The following is a 17,061-nucleotide window of genomic DNA, read 5'->3' as shown; positions in this document are numbered from 1 at the left end:
GCACGCCGTAGAGCTGTACCGGGGGGGGGGGGGGGGGGAGGCTCTCCGGGGGGGGGGGGGGGCCCACGCCCCCCCCCCCCCCCCGCGTCGAGAGGTCGTGCCGGCCCGTGACAGGGCCGTGGAGCGCTCAGGCCGTGATCGTCGGCTTCATCTCGACGATACGTGCGAGCAGCCCGTTGACGAACGACGGCGAGTCGTCGGTCGACAGGGAGCGCGCGAGGTCGACGGCCTCGTCGATCGCGACGACGTCCGGGACGTCGTCGTTGAAGAGGATCTCCCAGCCGCCGATGCGCAGCAGGGCCCGGTCGACCGCCGGCATCCGCTCGAGCGTCCACCCGTGGGAGTACGTCTCGATCAGCTCGTCGATGCGGTCGCGGTGCGCGAGCACGCCCTCGACGATGTCGACCGCGTACTGCGGCAGGGCGGTCTGCGCGGTGCCGGGGTCGGCGACGCGCTCCGCGAGGAGGGTCGTCGGGTCCACCTGACGCTGCTCCGCCTCGAAGAGGACGTCGAGCGCGCGCTTGCGCGCCTTGGTGCGTGCGGCCATGTGTGTCGTCAGCCCGTCGTCTGTCCGTCGCTGCCGGCGGTCAGTCGTTCACGCGGCCGAGGTACGAGCCGTCGCGCGTGTCGACCTTGACCTTGGTGCCCTGCTCGAGGAAGAGCGGGACCTGGATCTGCGCGCCCGTCTCGAGCGTCGCCGGCTTGGTGCCGCCCGTCGAGCGGTCGCCCTGCAGGCCCGGCTCGGTGTACGTGATCTCGAGGACGACCGAGGCCGGGAGCTCGATGTAGAGCGGCTGGCCGTCGTTCGACGCGATGAGCACGTTCTGGTTCTCGAGCATGTAGTCCTTGGCGTCGCCCACGATCTCGGGCGAGACCGTGATCTGGTCGTACGTCGAGGTGTCCATGAACACGTAGTCCGCGCCGTCCTGGTACAGGTACTGGAAGTCGCGGCGGTCGACGTTGGCCGTCTCGATCTTCAGGCCGGCGTTGAACGTCTTGTCGATCGTCTTGCCCGTCATGACGTTCTTGATCTTGGTGCGGACGAACGCGCCACCCTTGCCGGGCTTGACGTGCTGGAACTCGATCACGGTCCACAGCTGGCCGTCGAGTCGCAGCACGGTGCCGTTCTTGATGTCGTTGGTGGTCGCCACGTTCGTCTTCCTGTCGGAGGGTCTACGGGCTCCGCGGCACCGGACGACGCGAGTCGACCGGGCGCACGAGGGCGGAGCGGGAAATGGGCCTTGACGATCTTACCGGAGCGTCCTACCCCAGCGCGACGAGGACCGCGTTCGCCGCGACACCCACCGTCGCCGCCCAGCACATCGAGGCGAGCGTCCCGATGACGAAGCGCTCGGACGCGACGGGGTGCTCGCGCAGCTCCGGGTAGCGCCCCAGGCCCTTGATCGCGACGACGAAGGCGATCCCGCCGGGCTCGCCGGCGAGCAGGCAGCCGGTGATCGCGAACCGCTCGAGGATCCCGATCCACGTGCCGCCCCGCAGCGCCTTGACGGCCTCCGTGCCGATGGGCCCCGTCGCCGGCGGCGGGGGCGGGGGCACCGGTACGGCCGCCGGATCGGCGGCGCCCGTCGCGGTCCGCGGTCGCGCGGCGCGGCCGGGGCGCTGACGGGCCGGGTCGCCCGCGCGCGCCGCGGCGCGCAGCACCCACTGCGTCACCGGGCCTCCCCCGAGCACGCTCGCGGCGAGCGCGACGACCCACACCACGACCACCAGCACGACCGACACCGGATCCGTCATCCCTCGCCCTCCCGCTGTTCCTCCGGCGGCCCGCCCCGACGACTCGCGCAGAGCTCGCCGAGCAGCCTCGCGACCACGGGCCGCACCGCCGCCTCCTCGGGCCACAGCGCAACACGCAGGCGCTGGCTGACCGCCTGCTCGGACACTCCGAGCGCACGGGCCACATCCTTCTGGGTGCCGCCCACACGCGCGAGCGTGTCGACCGCTTCCCACCCCGGCGCGGTCCGCCGGTCCACGACCGCGGCGAGCAGGCGCAGGAGCGCCTCGACCTCGGCGGCGCGCGCCGCCGGCTCGCCGCGGACGGCGACGGGCGCCGTGGCCGCGCGCGACTTGGCCTGCTCGACCGCCTCGCGCGCCCGCACGAACGCCTCCCCCGACGCCTCGCGCGAGACCGCGGGCAGCGGCTGGTCGACGGCCCCCGCGCCGACGCCGACGCTCCAGCCGCCGTCACGCAGCAGGTCGAGCACCGCGTCGACCACCGTCGCCGGGTCGTCGAGGACGCCCTGCACCTCGTCGCCCACCGTCCGGTCGAACGGGACCACGTGCCCGGGCCGACCGGCCAGGAGCACCTCGAGGCGCGCGAGCACCTCGGGCACGCGGTCGCGGTGACCGGTGCTCCCCCGCTGGTCGACGGTGAGGACGAACATGCGATCCAGGCTATATCCTTGATACGGATAGATCAAGCATGGGGGCTTGATGGGCCGCGATCAAGGCAGCCAGGTGCAGGGGACGACCGGTCAGCCACGCAGCCGAGCCGCGAGCGCCTCGAGCGCGAGCCGGTAGGAGTCGAACCCGAACCCCGCGATGGTGCCGGTCGCGACCGCCCCGACGACGGAGTGGCTGCGGAACGCCTCGCGCGCCGCGGGGTTGCTCAGGTGCACCTCGACGAGCAGGAGGCCGGAGGTCGTGACCTGCGCCGCGGCGTCGCGCACCGCGTAGGAGTAGTGCGTGAACGCGGCCGGGTTGAGCACGACGTGGGCGCGCGCGTCGACGGCCTCGTGGAGCCAGCCGACGAGCTCGGACTCGTCGTCGGTCTGCCGCACGTCGACCGTGAGGTCGAGCGCGCTCCCCCACGCGAGGGCGGACTCCTGGAGGTCGGCCATCGACGCCGAGCCGTAGATCTCCGGCTCGCGCACACCGAGCCGGCCGAGGTTGGGTCCGTTGAGGACCAGCACGCGTTCCATGGCGCCCGAGCCTAGCGGCGCCGCCTCTGCACGTGCCGCGCGGGCTCGCCTCGTGAACGCACCACGGCGTGGGGACGGCTCGACGAGCGTCGGGCGGCGCCCTCGGGCACGCTGGCGGGGTGAGCCTCTCCACCGACACCCGCGCCCGCCGGGTCCGAGACGAGCTCGCCGCGGGGCGGCGGCAGTCGCTCGGGCGGGCGGTGCAGCACGCGTACGGCGTCGTCACCGCGGACCGGTTCGACGACCGCGTCGCCCGGGTGGCGGCGTGAGCGCCACGACGGGTCGTGCCGGCAACCGCTACCTGGAGGCGCCGTTCGTCGCGCTCGCGCACCGCGGCTTCTCGCGCGACGGACTGGAGAACTCGATGGCGGCGTTCGCGGCCGCCCGCGACCTCGGGCTGCGGTACGTCGAGACGGACGCCCACGCGACGGCCGACGGCGTGGCCGTCGCGCTGCACGACGCGTCGCTGGACCGCACGACCGACGCGCGCGGGCTCGTCGCCGACCTCCCCTGGCGCACCGTGCGCGCCGCGCGGATCGGCGGGACGGAGCCCGTGCCGTCACTGGAGGACGTGCTGGGCACGTGGCCGGACCTGCGGGTGAACGTCGACGTGAAGTCGGCGGCGGCGGCCGAGCCGGTCGCCCGGGCGATCGAGCGCACGCGGGCGCACGACCGCGTGTGCGTCGCGTCGTTCGCGGCGTCGCGCCGGGAGGCGACGGTGGCCCGGCTGTCGCGTCCCGTCACGGTCTCGGGCGCGCGCGGCGCGGTGGTGGGCATGCTCCTCGCCGGTCGGGCACGGGCCGACGCGCTCGCCCGTCACGCGGCTCGGTCGGTCGACTGCCTGCAGGTGCCCGTGCGCGGGGGCTGGGTGCGCGTCGTCGACTCGGGGTTCGTCCGGGCCGCCCACCGCGCGGGTGTCGCCGTGCACGCGTGGACGGTGAACGACCGCGCGACGATGCACCGGCTGCTCGACCTCGGGGTCGACGGGATCGTCACCGACCGCGCCGACCTCCTGCGCGACGTGCTCCGCGCGCGGGGGCTGTGGGCGTGACCGGACCGGCCCCGTCGACGAGGGCTCGGGCCCGGCGCGTCAGAGCGCGACGGGGCCGCGTCCCACGGGCGCGTCGGCGGCGATCTCTGCATAGGCCGCGGCGAGGAGCGTCGGGTCCGGGCCCTCGAGCCGCGTGGGCCGCGCGACGTCGTCGAGCACGACGAACCGCAGGAGGTCACCGCGCGACTTCTTGTCGCGCCGCATGGCGGACAGGAGCTGCTCCCAGCGGTCGCCGCGGTACGTGAGCGGCAGCCCCAACGAGCCGAGGATCGCGCGGTGCCGCTCGACGACGGCGTCGTCGAGCTTCCCGGCGAGGCGCGACAGCTCGGCCGCGAACACCATGCCGACGGACACCGCGGCGCCGTGGCGCCACTGGTAGCGCTCGGTGAGCTCGACCGCGTGGCCCAGCGTGTGCCCGTAGTTGAGGATCTCGCGCAGACCGGCCTCCTTGAGGTCCTCCCCCACGACGCGTGCCTTGACCGCGATCGAGCGCTCGACGAGCTCGGCGACGACGGCCCAGGTCTCGTCCGTGGTCGGGCGCGTGCCCCAGGCGCGCAGCGCGTCCGCGTGCTCCTCGACGATCTCGAGGATGCGCTCGTCCGCGATGAAGCCCGTCTTGACGACCTCCGCCATGCCGGCGACGAAGTCCCAGCGCCCGAGGGACTCGAGCGCCGCGAGGTCGCACAGCACGCCCGCGGGCGGGTGGAACGACCCGACGAGGTTCTTCCCCTCGGCGGTGTTGATGCCCGTCTTGCCGCCGACGGCCGCGTCGACCATCGCGAGCAGCGTCGTCGGCACGTGCACCACGCGGATGCCGCGCAGCCAGGTGGCAGCGACGAACCCGCCCAGGTCGGTCGTGGCGCCGCCCCCGACCGTGACGATCGCGTCCGTGCGCGTGAAGTCCAGCTGACCGAGGACGCCCCACAGGAACGCCGCGACCTGCGCGGTCTTGGCCTCCTCGGCATCCGGAACCTCGGCGACGTAGGCCTCGTAGCCCGACGCCTTGAGGTCCTCGTGGACGACCTCGGCCGTCGCGGCGAGGGCCGCGGGGTGCACCACGAGCACGCGGCGCACCCGGTCGCCGAGCATCGTGGGGAGCTCGCCGAGCAGGTGCCGGCCCACGACGACGTCGTACGGCTGGTCCCCGGCGACCCGCACGCGCGTCGGCGCGGGGTGCTCGTCGGTCGGCCCGGCGACGGCGTCGGTGTCCGGGGCGGGGGTCGTGTCGCTCACGCGTTCTCCTGTTCGGCCGGGGTCTCGGCGGGGGCGGGCACCGTGGCGCCGTCGTCGAGGTGCGCCCGGATCTCCTGGGCGACCTGGGCGGGCGTGCGCGCGTCGGTGACCACGTGCAGCGTCGCGACCCGCTCGTAGACGGGGCGGCGCGCCTCCATGAGCGCGGCCCAGCGCGCTCGGGGGTTGCCCAGGAGCAGCGGGCGCGACTGGTTGAGCCCGACCCGCGGCGCGGCGTGCGCGAGGCTCACGTCGAGGAACACGACGGTGCCGCCTGCCGCGACGTAGGCCGCGAGGGCGGTCTGGGTGTGCTCGTCGAGGACGGCGCCGCCGCCCAGGGCGAGCACGCCGTCGTGCGTGGCGAGCGCCGTCGTCACGGCCTCGCGCTCGAGCTCGCGGAAGTGCGGCTCGCCGTGGTCGACGAAGATGTCCGCGACGGGCTTGCCCGCCGCGGTCTCGACGTCGGTGTCCGTGTCGCGCTGCGCGAGGCCCAGCAGGTCGGCCAGGTGCCGCGAGACCGTCGACTTGCCGCTGCCGGGCGGGCCGACGAGGACGACGACCGGGCGCGTGCCCGGGGGGACGGGCGTCATCAGCGCTGCAGCTCCGGGATCGCCGCGAGGTAGGCGTCGGCGTTGCGGCGGACCTCCGCGACGGAGTCGCCGCCGAACTTCTCGAGCGCCTGCTCCGCGAGCACGAGCGCGACCATCGCCTCGGCGACGACCGCCGCCGGTGGGACGGCGCACACGTCGGAGCGCTGGTGCTGGGCCTTGGCGACCTCGCCCGTCACGACGTCGACCGTCGCGAGCGCGCGCGGCACCGTCGAGATCGGCTTCATCGCAGCGCGCACGCGCACGACCTCGCCGTTCGACATCCCGCCCTCGACGCCGCCGGCCCGGTTGCTCAGGCGGTGGATGCGGCCGTCGGTGCCGCGCTCGATCTCGTCGTGCGCGGCGGACCCGCGGCGGCGCGCGGTGCGGAAGCCGTCGCCGACCTCGACGCCCTTGATCGCCTGGATGCCCATGAGCACGGCCGCGAGCCGCGCGTCGAGGCGCCGGTCGCTCTGCGCGTACGTGCCGAGGCCCGACGGGACGCCGTAGGCCAGGACCTCGACGACGCCGCCGAGCGTGTCGCCCGCCTTCTGGCACTCGTCGATCTCGGCGACCATCGCGGCGGACGTCGCGGCGTCGAAGCAGCGCACCGGGTCGGCGTCGAGCGCGGCGACGTCGTCGGGCCCGGGCACTGCCGCGTCCTCGGGCACCTCGACGGGGCCGATGCCCACGACGTGCGACACGAGCCGGACGCCCAGCGCCTGCTCGAGGAACTTCGCGGCTGCCGCGCCGAGGGCGACGCGCGTCGCCGTCTCGCGCGCCGACGCACGCTCCAGCACGGGCCGCGCGTCGTCGAAGCCATACTTGCGCATGCCCACGAGATCGGCGTGGCCGGGGCGCGGGCGCGTGAGGGGCCGGTTGCGCGCGATCTCCCGCACGTCGCCCGTGCCGGCGTCGACCAGCAGCGCCTCTGGCGGTACCGGGTCGGCGGACATGACGTCGACCCACTTGGGCCACTCGGAGTTCGCGATCTCCAGCGCGAGCGGGCCCCCCTGGGTCACGCCGTGGCGCAGGCCGCCCAGGACGCGCAGCACGTCCTGCTCGAACTTCTGGCGCGAGCCGCGCCCGTACCCGAGGCGACGACGCGCGAGAGCGGCCTTCACGTCGTCCGTCGTGAGCTCGACGCCCGCGGGCAGCCCGTCGAGGATCCCGACCAGCGCCTCACCGTGCGACTCACCCGAAGTCAACCAACGCAGCATGATCGCCATCCTCCCACGTCGGCGCGCACGTCCCGGCGGCCGCCCGCAGTGCGGACCGGAGGGCTGTGGACGACGGCGGCGCGCCCCCGCCCGGGCGCGCTACGGTGCCGCGCATGGTCCAGCAGGGGGACGGGACGGCGGTCGACGGCACGCCGTCGCGCGGCCACGCTCCGGTGGCGGCTGCACACGAGGAGGCCGACGACGCGCGGTCGTGGCTCCGGCGCCGTGGTGCGGCCCTGAGCCGGGAGCTCCGGGTGGCCGGGCCGGCCGGGGGCGTCCTCGCGCTCCTCGCGGCGGCCAGCGCGGCGTGGTGGTCGGCGACCTCCTGGGCGACGCCCGCCCTCGTGCTCGTCGCCGCGGCTGGCACGCTCGCGGCCGTGGTCGACGCGCGCACGCACCGGCTGCCCGACGTCGTCGTCCTGCCGACGTGGCTCGGGTCGGTCCTGCTCCTCGCCGTCGCCGCCCTCGGGACCGGCGACCGCGCCGCACTCGTACGGGCGCTGGTCGGGGGTGCCCTGGGCTTCGGCGCCTACGCCGCGCTCCGGATCGCGTATCCAGCGGGCCTCGGCTTCGGCGACGTCAAGCTCGCGGGGATGCTCGGCACGCCGCTCGCGTGGCTCGGGTGGGGCGAGCTGGTCACTGGACTCGTCCTGCCGTTCCTGCTCGGCGGCGTGTGGGCACTCGGGCTGGTCGTCACGCGCCGCGCGCGCCGCGACACCGCCGTCCCCTTTGGCCCCTTCATGTTCCTGGGAACCAGCCTAACTGTCGGCTTGCTCAACTACCCGTTCCCAGGCTCTTGAAATCCCGTCGAGACAGATAGAAAATACCGGCGCCATCCCCCGAAATCACGCACGGAGGATGGCGCCGGTAATCGGTCACGCACGGGCGCTAGTAGGAGTAAAGGTGGCTCCAGTAGGTGTCACCGTCTCCGAGCAATTTGAACTTGCACGGGCCGACACCGTGACCCTGCGCCGAGTGAATGACTCGCGATGCAGCGCAGTGGGCGATCGCAATCGGGCGAGTTGCCGACACGCCATACGCGGTCGATACTCCCGCAGAAGCCGAAATTGCCCCTGTTCCAGCAAGACCCACCGCCAGTGAAGCGATTGCGGCCACTCTCAAGATTTTCGACATTCACATTCCCCCTGAACTAGTTTGTCGCGAGAACCGTATCAGTCGGCCATACGGTCTGCAACCTCCAATATGGGTGAAAGAACTCTGACACCGTCGCAAGACGGCATTCAACGCCCGCTGGTCAGAGGCTGCCACCAGAACGAACACGCCGGGAAACACTTCGCCAGATGACACGCGCCAGCCGTGCACTCGAAGCCAACGCGGACGAGCGTTTCCCCCTACTGAACTCGTCGTCAACTGCTCGCGGAACCAGACGACGGAGTGTCCGTGTCCACGAGAGCTCGCCCCAGTTCCCGCGCCATCAAGAGGAGCGGCGCAACACGACCCGTCATGAGCCGCACCTGCTCGGCCGCCTGGTGCAGGAGCATGCGCTCGCCACCGATCACGGTGCCTCCCGCCGCGGCCCAGGCCGTCGAGAGCGCCGTGGGCCGGGGGTCGTAGACGACGTCGAGCAGCACGCCCGTCACGCGCACGGCCGCCTGCGCCAGCGCGTCGGCCACCGGGTCGGCCGCGCGCGACGGAAGAGTCGCGACGACCGCATCAGCCTGCCCGAGGCGGGCGACGAGCGCGGGGGACGACGGGTCGAGGATCTCGAAGCGCGGCTCGACGCCCATGCGGTGCGCAGCGCGCTGCAGCGTCCCGGTGCGCCCGAGCGAGCGCACCAGGACCGTGGGCGTGGTGCACCCGAGCTCGGCGAGCGCGGCCAGCGTGGACGCGGCGGTCGCGCCCGCGCCGAGCACGACGGCGGTCCGCGCGTCCTGCTCCCCAATTCCCTCCCGGAGCGCGGCGACGAGCCCGTGCACGTCGGTGTTCGTCCCGACGAACGTCGGGCGCCGGCCGCCCGTGGGCTGCACGACGAGCGTGTTCACGGCGCCGACGACGTTCGCGAGCGGGTCAACGTGGTCGAGCAGCGGGATCACCGCGTGCTTGAGCGGCATGGTCAGGCTGAGGCCCGCCCACGACGCGTCGAGCCCGTTGACCAGCGCCGGGAGCTGCTCCTCGGTCGTGTCGATCGCCTCGTACGTCCAGCCGTCGAGGCCGAGCGCCTCGTACGCGGCGCGGTGGAGCACCGGGGACAGCGAGTGGGCGACGGGGTGGCCGAGGACGGCCGCCCGCCGCGGCGCGCGTCTCGCGCTCACCCGCCGTTCTCCGCGAGCCACTGCTTCAGCGCCTCAACGTTCTGGTTGTGCTCGGCGAGCGTGACCGCGAAGCGCGTCTCCTTCGTGTCGTAGTTCACCGTCGTCCAGAACAGCCAGTCGCCCGGTTCGGGGTTAAGCACCGCCTGCATCGAGGGCGCACCCGGGGACGCGATAGGTCCCGGCGGGAGCCCGTTGTGCGCATAGGTGTTGTACGGGTTCGACGCGTCGCGCGTGTCCTCGGGTGTCACCTGGTACCCGGGAGGATTGCCCGTGCCGTAGGCGACCGCCGCGTCGATCTGCAACGGCATCCCGGTCTCGAGACGATTCTCGATCGCTCGCGACATCTTGGGCCGGTCCTCGTCCCGTCCGGCCTCTCGCTCGATGAGAGACGCTTTGATGAGGACGGCCTCCCTGTCCTCGGGGGCGACGCCGAGCTCGTCGAGCTTCATCAGCGTCTGGCTGATCATGCCCTGGATGATCCCGAGCGCGTTCTTGTCCTCGGGCTCGAGGACGTACGTCGTCGGGAAGAGCCAGCCCTCGTAGTTGCCGTTCGCCTCGGCGGGAAGACCGGTTGCGGCAGTGTCCGCCATCGCCGCCTCGAAGTCCGCGACGGGGATGTCGGTCACCGAGGACGCCTTCTCGAGGATCTGCGCGACTGTGCTGCCCTCGGGGATCGTGATCTTCGTCTCGACGCGCGAGTCGTTCGCGACGAGACGCGCGACGGCGTCCTTGGCGGGCATGCCGAGGAGCAGGGTGTGGGTGCCTGGCTGGATCTTCCCCGCGTTCGGGTTCTCGTCGAACGCCCTCGCGAAGGCCGCCGAGCTGGCGACGACGCCGGCCTCGGTGAGCACGGCACCCATGTCACGGCCCGTGGAGCCGGGCTCGATGACGACGTCGACGGGGTCGGTGCCCGGTCCCTCGAAGTCCTTGGCCTCGAGCGGGTTGTCGAACCCGAAGAGGTCGGAGGCGTTGTTGAGCAGCAGGTACCCGGCACCGCCCACCACGAGGAGGGAGACGAGCAGCACCACGAGGGCACGACGACGCCGGCGCTGGCGTCGCTTCTTCGCCGCCCGGCGGGCGCGCTGCTCCGAGCGCGACGAGCGCGCGGGCTGCTGCTCGCCCTGGACGGCGGGCCGTTCGAACAGGTCGGTCACGGTCGGTGGTCTCCTGTCGGGTCTACAGGTTCTCCGGCGCGCGCCCCCGCGCCCCGCTCGGCGTCGAGAGCGGATTGCAGAATGATAACGGCGGCGGCCTGGTCGACGACGCTGCGGTGCTTCTTGCCGGCGCGTCCCGACGCGTGCAGCGCCTGGTGGGCGCTGACCGTCGACATCCGCTCGTCGACGAGGTGGACCGGCACCGGTGCGACGACGCGTGCCACCCGCCCAGCGTACGCCCGCGCGCCCTGGGCGGCGGCACCCTCGCTCCCGGAGAGGTGCCGCGGGAGGCCTACGTAGACCACGCTGGCCCCGCGCTCCTCGACCTCGGCCGCGATCCGTGCGACGTCCGACGGGACCGCGGCGCCGGTGCGCGTGTCGCGCGCGAGCGTCTCGACCGGGGTCGCCACGAGCCCGTCGGGGTCGCTCGCCGCGAGCCCGACGCGCACGCTGCCCACGTCGACCGCGAGGCGCGCCCCCCGCGGGAGGGGGGCACGCTCGTCGTCACCGGGCGACGGGGGGACGCCCGTCACGCGGCGACCGCGGCGCCGTCACGCACGCCCTGGAGGGCGGCAGTCAGCGCGGACGCGTCCGTACCGCCGCCCTGGGCCATGTCGTCCTTGCCACCGCCACCACCGCCGAGCGTCTGGGCGGCGGCCTTGGCGAGCACACCGGCACGAAGGCCCGCGGCGCGGGCCGACGCGTTGGTCACGACGACCACCTGCGGGCGGTCCTTCGCGACGCCACCGACGGCCACGACGGCCGGCTCGGACTCGCCGAGGCGGCCGCGCACGTCGAGCGCGAGCGCGCGGAGGTCGTCCGCCGAGGCGACCTCACCGGCGTCGTGCACGACGACGCGCGTGCCGCCCGCGAGCTCCGCGCCCGCGGCGAGCGTGCCGGCCACGGCGAGGAGCTGGGACTGCCTGAGCTGGGCGAGCTCCTTCTCCGCGTCGCGCAGGCGCGACACGAGCGCGCCCACGCGGTCCGGCAGCTCCTCGGTCCGCACGTTGAGCAGGCCCGTGAGCTGGCCCACGAGGGCGTGCTCCTTGGCCTGGAACCCGTACGCACCGTCGCCGACGAGCGCGTCGACGCGACGCACGCCCGAGCCGATCGACGACTCGCCGAGCAGCGTCACGAGGCCGAGCTGGCCCGTCTGCTGCACGTGCGTCCCGGCGCACAGCTCGCGCGACCAGTCGCCGCCGATCGACACCACACGCACGACGTCGCCGTACTTCTCGCCGAACAGCGCCATCGCGCCCAGGGCGCGCGCCTCGGTGATCGGCATGAGCTGGTCCGTGACCTCGAGGTTCTCCTGGAGCTGGGTGTTGACCCGCTCCTCGATCTCCGACAGCGCGCCCGAGGGCACGGCCGACGAACGGCGGAAGTCGAACCGGATCCGGCTCGGCGCGTTCTCGGACCCGGCCTGGGTCGCGTCCTTGCCGAGCGACTCCTGGAGCGCCTTGTGGATCATGTGCGTCGCCGAGTGGGCGCGGCTGATCGCCTTGCGACGGTCGCGGTCGATCGTCGCGGTGCCCGGGTCGCCGAGCGCCGCGGTCCCCTCGACGAGACGGCCGCGGTGCACGGACAGGCCCTTGATCGGGCGCTGGACGTCGTCGACCTCGATGGTCGCGCCGCCGTCGAGCACGATCGTGCCGTGGTCGGCGAGCTGGCCGCCGGCCTCGGCGTAGAAGGGCGTGCGGTCGAGCACGACCTCGACGTCGGCCGGCGCGGTCGCCGCGGGCGCGGGCACGCCGTCGACGAGCAGCCCGGCCACGCGCACGGCGGCCGAGGACTCGGTGTACCCGAGGAACTCCACCGGCGCGGAGAGCTCGCCCGCGAGCGACTCGTAGGCGGCGGTGTCGACCCCGCCCGAGCGCTTGGCGAGCGCGTCGGCGCGGGCACGCTGGCGCTGCTCGGTCATGAGCGCGCGGAACGCCTTCTCGTCGACCTGGACACCCTGCTCGGCGGCCATCTCCAGCGTGAGGTCGATCGGGAAGCCGTACGTGTCGTGCAGGGCGAACGCCTGGTCGCCGCCGAGCAGCGGCACCCCGCCCGTCCCCGCGGCCGCCTTGGCCTTGGTGACGGCCGTGTCGAGGATCGTGGTCCCCGAGGTGAGGGTGCGCCGGAACGCGTCCTCCTCGGTGTAGGCGACGTTCGAGATGCGCTCGAAGTCGGTCGCGACCTCCGGGTACGACGGCGCCATCGCGTCGCGGCTCACCGGGAGCAGCGCCGGCATCGCGCGGTCCTCCACGCCCAGCAGGCGCATCGCGCGCACGGAGCGGCGCAGCAGGCGGCGCAGCACGTAGCCGCGGCCCTCGTTGGAGGGGCGCACGCCGTCGCTCATGATCATGAGCGCCGAGCGCACGTGGTCGGCCACGACGCGCATGCGCACGTCGTCCTCCTGGTTCGCGCCGTAGCGCCGGCCCGAGAGCGCCTCGGCGGCCGCGATGACGGGGAACACCTCGTCGATCTCGTAGAGGTTGTCCTTGCCCTGGAGCAGGTACGCGACGCGCTCCAGGCCCATACCCGTGTCGATGTTCTTGCGCGCGAGCTCCGAGACGATCCGGAACTCCTCCTTCGACCTCACGTCGTCGATCGCGTACTGCATGAAGACGAGGTTCCAGATCTCGAGGTAGCGGTCCTCGTCGACGACGGGGCCACCCTCCTGGCCGAACTCGGGACCGCGGTCGATGTAGATCTCCGAGCACGGGCCGGCGGGACCGGGCTGGCCGGTGGACCAGTAGTTGTCCTTCTTGCCGCGCGCCTGGATGCGCTCGTCCGGCAGGCCGGCGATGCGCTTCCAGAGCTGCCGCGCCTCGTCGTCGTCGTGGTAGACGGTCACCCAGACGGTCTCCGGGTCGAACCCGTACTTGCCCTCCTCGCGCGAACCCGTGACGAGGTCCCAGGCGTAGGTGATCGCGCCTTCCTTGAAGTAGTCACCGAAGGAGAAGTTGCCGTTCATCTGGAAGAACGTGCCGTGGCGCGTCGTCTTGCCGACCTCGTCGATGTCGAGGGTGCGCACGCACTTCTGGACGCTGGTCGCGCGGTCCCAAGGCGGGGTCTGCTCGCCCGTCATGTACGGGATGAACGGGACCATGCCCGCGATGGTGAACAGCGTGGACGGGTCCGGGGAGACGAGCGACGCCGAGGGCACGACGGTGTGGTCGCGGTCGGCGAAGTAGTCGAGCCAGCGCTTGCGGATCTCGGCGGTGCGCATGATGTCCTTCGGGGCAGTCGGTGGGTCGTGCGGAATGCTTGCTGTGGGTCGCGGTGGCCGGGCCGCGCGTCCTAGAAGGAGTAACCGAGGAGGTCCTCGACGTCGTCCGTGTCGTCGAACGGGTCGGGGTCTCCCGCGGCCGGGCGCGCGTGGCGACCGGCCGCGCGGCGCGCTCGGACGACGTCCGGGTCCTCCTGGCCCTCCGCGAGGAGCGCCGCCATGAGCTCCTGCTCGCGCGCGTCGCGCGCGAGCGTGAACTCGGTGCGGAAGTCGCGAGCGATCTCCACGACCTTCTCGCCCAGGCCGTTGACCTGCTCCGTCGCCTGGTCCACGAGCGACGCGGGCGCGTAGCGCGCGAGGATCTTCTTGCCGCGGACGACGACCACGACCGTGATCGCGACCCCGACGCCGATCCAGAAGACGCGGCGCATCAGCGCGACCCCTCGGCACGGCCGGCGCCGTCCGACGAACGGCGTCGTCCGAACGAGCGGGCGGCGGCCTGGCGCACGCCGTAGGTGAACGCGGCCACCTTGACCAGCGGTGCGCCGAACGTCGCGGCGTACAGCCCCGTGAGCGCCGAGACGTTCTCGCTCACCTGGGCGGCCGACGTCGTGATCGTGTCGACCTTGACGAGCTGGCTGTTGGTCGTGGCGACGGTCGTCGCGGCCTCGTCGAGGATCGGGACCGAGTGGTCCGTGACCTCCTTGATGCTCGCGCGCGCCTCGTCGAGCACGCGGCCGAGCTTGAGGAGCGGCACCGCGAGCAGGCCGACGAGCAGCACGAACGCGATGGCTGCGATGAGGCCGGCCACGTCTCCCAGGGACATTCTTCCTCCAGTGCCAGTCACGGTGCCTTGTGCACGGACGTCGCGCGTCGTGCGCGGGACGGTCCACCTCGTCGCGGGGTCCTGGCGGACGTGCCCACGACTTCGCGAAACACTACCCGCACCAGGGCGGGGACCGCCGTCGGGCACGACACGACGACGGCGTCGCTGCGGTGCGGCGTGCGCACCGGTCCGGACGCACGAACGCCTCGCTCGCCGACGAAGCGGTGAGCGAGGCGTCCGGAGCGAGGGTCAGCGAGCGTAGTACTCGACGACGAGCTGGACCTCGCACTGCACGGGGACCTCGGCGCGCTTCGGGCGACGCGTGAGGATCGCGCTCAGCTTCTCGAGCTGGACGTCCAGGTAGCCCGGGACGGCCGGGAGGACGTCGCGGTGCGCGCCCGCGGCAGCGACCTGGAACGGCGTCGTCGCCTGGCTCTTCGGCTTGACCTGGAGCGTCTGGCCGGGCTTCACGCGGAACGACGGGCGGTCCACGATCTTGCCGTCGACGAGGATGTGACGGTGCGTGACCGCCTGGCGCGCCTGCAGGATGGTGCGGGCGAAGCCGGCGCGCAGCACGAGCGCGTCGAGACGGGTCTCGAGGTTCTCGACGAGCGCCTCACCGGTCAGACCCTTGTCCTTGCGGGCCTCCTCGTACGCACGCGCGAGCTGCTTCTCGCGGAGCATGTACTGGGCGCGCAGACGCTGCTTCTCGCGGAGACGGACCGCGTAGTCCGACTCGGTGCGGCGGCGGGCGCGGCCGTGCTCACCCGGGGGGTACGGGCGCTTCTCGAAGTGCTTGACGGCCTTCGGGGTGAGGGCGATGCCCAGGGCGCGGCTCAGGCGGACCTGGCGGCGCGAGCGCTTGACAGACGTCACAGCGGTATCTCATTCCTGTCGTGTGTGTACTGACGTCACACCTGGTCCCGAGAGGTCGGGTCCGGGTGCGGGACCAGCCGATGGACCACGTGCCTCTCCGGCGGAGAGACGGCGGGTCGGGGCCGAGGTCCCAGGTGGTCGCCGTGAAGGCAACCTGAGAAGTCTACCGCACCCCCGGGACCGCGATCCCCGGCGGCTCAGCGCGCCGGCTCGTCCTGCGCCAGGATGTCCCGGATCCGGCCGAGGCGGTCGGCGACCTGGCGCTCGTACCCGCGGTCGGTCGGCGTGTAGTACCGCGACCCGACGAGCGTGTCGGGCAGGTGCTGCTGCGCCGCGACGCCGTGGGGCGCGTCGTGCGCGTACCGGTACCCCGTGCCGTGCCCGAGCTGCTTCGCGCCCGGGTAGTGCGCGTCGCGCAGGTGCGTCGGGACGGGCCCGGCCTTCCCGGCGCGCACGTCCGCGAGCGCCGCGTCGATCCCGAGGTAGGCGGCGTTGGACTTGGGCGCCGTCGCGAGGTGCACGACGGCCTCCGCGAGGACGATCCGCCCCTCGGGCATGCCGATGAGCTGGACGGCCTGGGCGGCGGCGACGGCGGTCTGGAGCGCGGACGGGTCGGCCATGCCGACGTCCTCCGCGGCCGCGATGACGATGCGCCGGGCGATGAAGCGCGGGTCCTCCCCCGCCGCGATCATGCGCGCGAGGTAGTGCAGGGAGGCGTCGACGTCGGAGCCGCGCATCGACTTGATGAACGCGGACACCACGTCGTAGTGCTGGTCGCCGTCGCGGTCGTAGCGCACGGCGGCGACGTCGACGGCGCGCTCGACGGCCTCGAGGTCCACGCTCACGGGTCCGGACGACGCGTGGTCCGGCCCGGGCTCGCCGTCCGCGTCGACGGCCGCGTCCTCCGAGGCCGCGGCGGGGACCGGGACCGGGGCGTCCGAGAGCGCGGCGCCGGCCGCCGCCTCGAGGACGGTGAGCGCCTTGCGCGCGTCGCCGCCCGCGAGGCGCACGAGGTGGTCCTCCGCCTCGGTGGTGAGCGCGACGAGGCCGCCGAGCCCCCGGTCGTCGGCGACGGCGCGACGCACGAGGGCACGGACGTCGTCGTCCCCGAGTGGCTGGAGCGTGAGCAGGAGCGAGCGGGAGAGCAGGGGCGAGTTCACGGAGAAGCTCGGGTTCTCGGTGGTCGCCGCGACGAGCGTGACCCAGCGGTTCTCGACGCTCGGCAGGAGCGCGTCCTGCTGGGACTTGGAGAAGCGGTGCACCTCGTCGATGAACAGGACGGTCTCGTCGCCGCCGGTCGCGAGGCGGCGGCGGGCGTCCTCGACGACGGTGCGCACGTCCTTCACGCCCGCGGTGACGGCGGAGAGCTCGACGAAGCGGCGGCCGGACGCGGTCGCGATGAGGTAGGCGAGCGTCGTCTTGCCGGTGCCGGGCGGCCCCCAGAGGATGACGGAGCCGGGCGCGGCACGGCCGCCGGACGCGTCGGACTCGATGAGCCGCCGCAGGGGCGAGCCGGGGACGAGCAGGTGCGCCTGGCCCGCGACCTCGTCGAGGGCGGCGGGGCGCATGCGCACGGCGAGCGGGGCCCCCGGTCCGGGTCGCGGCGTGCCCTGCGCGCCGGAGGTGGCGGCGCCGAAGAGGTCGCCGCCGAACAGATCACCGGTGGACATGCCCCGAGCCTACGCACC

General features: G+C 73.4%; 19 protein-coding genes. 3 read left to right on the top strand and 16 right to left on the bottom strand.

The window, feature by feature from the left end; genetic code table 11:
* Window positions 1-127: 127 nt before the first annotated feature.
* The 5 genes from nusB to ACFWH7_RS06490 form a co-directional block, all read right to left on the bottom strand.
* Window positions 128-547 carry a transcription antitermination factor NusB gene (gene nusB / locus ACFWH7_RS06510; protein ID WP_087472016.1) on the bottom strand — a complete coding sequence of 140 codons (420 nt, stop codon included), beginning with the start codon at window positions 545-547 and terminating at the stop codon, window positions 128-130.
* Between the two features lie 40 nt (window positions 548-587).
* Window positions 588-1,151 carry an elongation factor P gene (gene efp / locus ACFWH7_RS06505; RefSeq protein WP_047234234.1) on the bottom strand — a complete coding sequence of 188 codons (564 nt, stop codon included), beginning with the start codon at window positions 1,149-1,151 and terminating at the stop codon, window positions 588-590.
* A gap of 112 nt (window positions 1,152-1,263) precedes the next feature.
* The gene (locus ACFWH7_RS06500; protein ID WP_047234235.1) at window positions 1,264-1,755 is read right to left on the bottom strand and encodes a hypothetical protein; all 492 of its coding nucleotides are present in this window, start codon (window positions 1,753-1,755) and stop codon (window positions 1,264-1,266) included.
* Window positions 1,752-2,402 (bottom strand): hypothetical protein, encoded by a 651-nt coding sequence (locus tag ACFWH7_RS06495; protein WP_378215658.1) that lies wholly within the window; start codon window positions 2,400-2,402, stop codon window positions 1,752-1,754. Before ACFWH7_RS06495 ends, ACFWH7_RS06500 begins: the two co-directional genes overlap by 4 nt.
* A gap of 90 nt (window positions 2,403-2,492) precedes the next feature.
* On the bottom strand, window positions 2,493-2,939 hold the full coding sequence (locus ACFWH7_RS06490) for a type II 3-dehydroquinate dehydratase (protein ID WP_141388149.1): 447 nt from the start codon (window positions 2,937-2,939) through the stop codon (window positions 2,493-2,495).
* A gap of 119 nt (window positions 2,940-3,058) precedes the next feature.
* Between ACFWH7_RS06490 and ACFWH7_RS06485 the strand changes: the two genes are divergently transcribed.
* Together ACFWH7_RS06485 and ACFWH7_RS06480 are read left to right on the top strand one after the other, a co-directional pair.
* Window positions 3,059-3,208: a hypothetical protein gene (locus tag ACFWH7_RS06485; protein WP_378215657.1), complete on the top strand. Its 150-nt coding sequence runs from the start codon at window positions 3,059-3,061 to the stop codon at window positions 3,206-3,208.
* The gene (locus tag ACFWH7_RS06480; protein ID WP_378215656.1) at window positions 3,205-3,990 is read left to right on the top strand and encodes a glycerophosphodiester phosphodiesterase family protein; all 786 of its coding nucleotides are present in this window, start codon (window positions 3,205-3,207) and stop codon (window positions 3,988-3,990) included. The genes ACFWH7_RS06485 and ACFWH7_RS06480 overlap by 4 nt, the downstream gene beginning before the upstream one ends.
* Before the next feature lie 39 nt (window positions 3,991-4,029).
* Here ACFWH7_RS06480 and aroB read toward each other — a convergent pair whose 3' ends face one another.
* From aroB to aroC, 3 genes are read right to left on the bottom strand one after another with little or no spacing between them, the layout of a single operon-like run.
* Window positions 4,030-5,223 carry a 3-dehydroquinate synthase gene (aroB, locus tag ACFWH7_RS06475; protein ID WP_378215655.1) on the bottom strand — a complete coding sequence of 398 codons (1,194 nt, stop codon included), beginning with the start codon at window positions 5,221-5,223 and terminating at the stop codon, window positions 4,030-4,032.
* The gene (locus tag ACFWH7_RS06470; protein WP_378215654.1) at window positions 5,220-5,810 is read right to left on the bottom strand and encodes a shikimate kinase; all 591 of its coding nucleotides are present in this window, start codon (window positions 5,808-5,810) and stop codon (window positions 5,220-5,222) included. Before ACFWH7_RS06470 ends, aroB begins: the two co-directional genes overlap by 4 nt.
* A complete protein-coding gene (gene aroC / locus ACFWH7_RS06465) occupies window positions 5,810-7,027 on the bottom strand; it encodes a chorismate synthase (protein WP_378215671.1) in 1,218 nt (405 codons plus the stop codon). Before aroC ends, ACFWH7_RS06470 begins: the two co-directional genes overlap by 1 nt.
* Before the next feature lie 113 nt (window positions 7,028-7,140).
* Here aroC and ACFWH7_RS06460 point away from each other — a divergent pair, with 113 nt between their 5' ends.
* On the top strand, window positions 7,141-7,827 hold the full coding sequence (locus ACFWH7_RS06460; RefSeq protein ID WP_378215653.1) for a prepilin peptidase: 687 nt from the start codon (window positions 7,141-7,143) through the stop codon (window positions 7,825-7,827).
* 567 nt (window positions 7,828-8,394) lie between these two features.
* Here the strand turns inward: ACFWH7_RS06460 and ACFWH7_RS06455 are convergent.
* The 8 genes from ACFWH7_RS06455 to ACFWH7_RS06420 all read right to left on the bottom strand — a co-directional run bounded on the left by ACFWH7_RS06455 (window position 8,395) and on the right by ACFWH7_RS06420 (window position 17,043).
* Window positions 8,395-9,300, bottom strand: a complete 906-nt coding sequence (locus ACFWH7_RS06455) for a shikimate dehydrogenase (protein WP_378215652.1) — start codon at window positions 9,298-9,300, stop codon at window positions 8,395-8,397.
* Window positions 9,297-10,454: an endolytic transglycosylase MltG gene (gene mltG, locus ACFWH7_RS06450; protein WP_378215651.1), complete on the bottom strand. Its 1,158-nt coding sequence runs from the start codon at window positions 10,452-10,454 to the stop codon at window positions 9,297-9,299. Before mltG ends, ACFWH7_RS06455 begins: the two co-directional genes overlap by 4 nt.
* Window positions 10,451-10,987, bottom strand: a complete 537-nt coding sequence (gene ruvX, locus ACFWH7_RS06445; protein ID WP_378215649.1) for a Holliday junction resolvase RuvX — start codon at window positions 10,985-10,987, stop codon at window positions 10,451-10,453. Before ruvX ends, mltG begins: the two co-directional genes overlap by 4 nt.
* Complete coding sequence (gene alaS / locus ACFWH7_RS06440; protein ID WP_378215648.1) at window positions 10,984-13,671, bottom strand: alanine--tRNA ligase; 2,688 nt, start codon at window positions 13,669-13,671, stop codon at window positions 10,984-10,986. Before alaS ends, ruvX begins: the two co-directional genes overlap by 4 nt.
* Window positions 13,672-13,742: 71 nt before the next feature.
* Window positions 13,743-14,102, bottom strand: coding sequence for a hypothetical protein (locus ACFWH7_RS06435; protein WP_378215646.1), 360 nt, complete (start codon window positions 14,100-14,102; stop codon window positions 13,743-13,745).
* A complete protein-coding gene (locus ACFWH7_RS06430; RefSeq protein ID WP_087472004.1) occupies window positions 14,102-14,497 on the bottom strand; it encodes a DUF948 domain-containing protein in 396 nt (131 codons plus the stop codon). The genes ACFWH7_RS06435 and ACFWH7_RS06430 overlap by 1 nt, the downstream gene beginning before the upstream one ends.
* Window positions 14,498-14,746: 249 nt before the next feature.
* Complete coding sequence (gene rpsD / locus ACFWH7_RS06425; RefSeq protein ID WP_047234514.1) at window positions 14,747-15,373, bottom strand: 30S ribosomal protein S4; 627 nt, start codon at window positions 15,371-15,373, stop codon at window positions 14,747-14,749.
* 197 nt (window positions 15,374-15,570) lie between these two features.
* Window positions 15,571-17,043: a replication-associated recombination protein A gene (locus tag ACFWH7_RS06420; protein ID WP_378215645.1), complete on the bottom strand. Its 1,473-nt coding sequence runs from the start codon at window positions 17,041-17,043 to the stop codon at window positions 15,571-15,573.
* Window positions 17,044-17,061: the final 18 nt, after the last annotated feature.

The organism is Cellulosimicrobium cellulans, assembly GCF_042723955.1.
GTDB classification, from domain to species: Bacteria; Actinomycetota; Actinomycetes; order Actinomycetales; family Cellulomonadaceae; genus Cellulosimicrobium; species Cellulosimicrobium cellulans_H.
The sequence above is the reverse complement of the archived record's forward strand: the minus strand, read 5'-3'. Positions and strand labels throughout refer to the sequence as shown.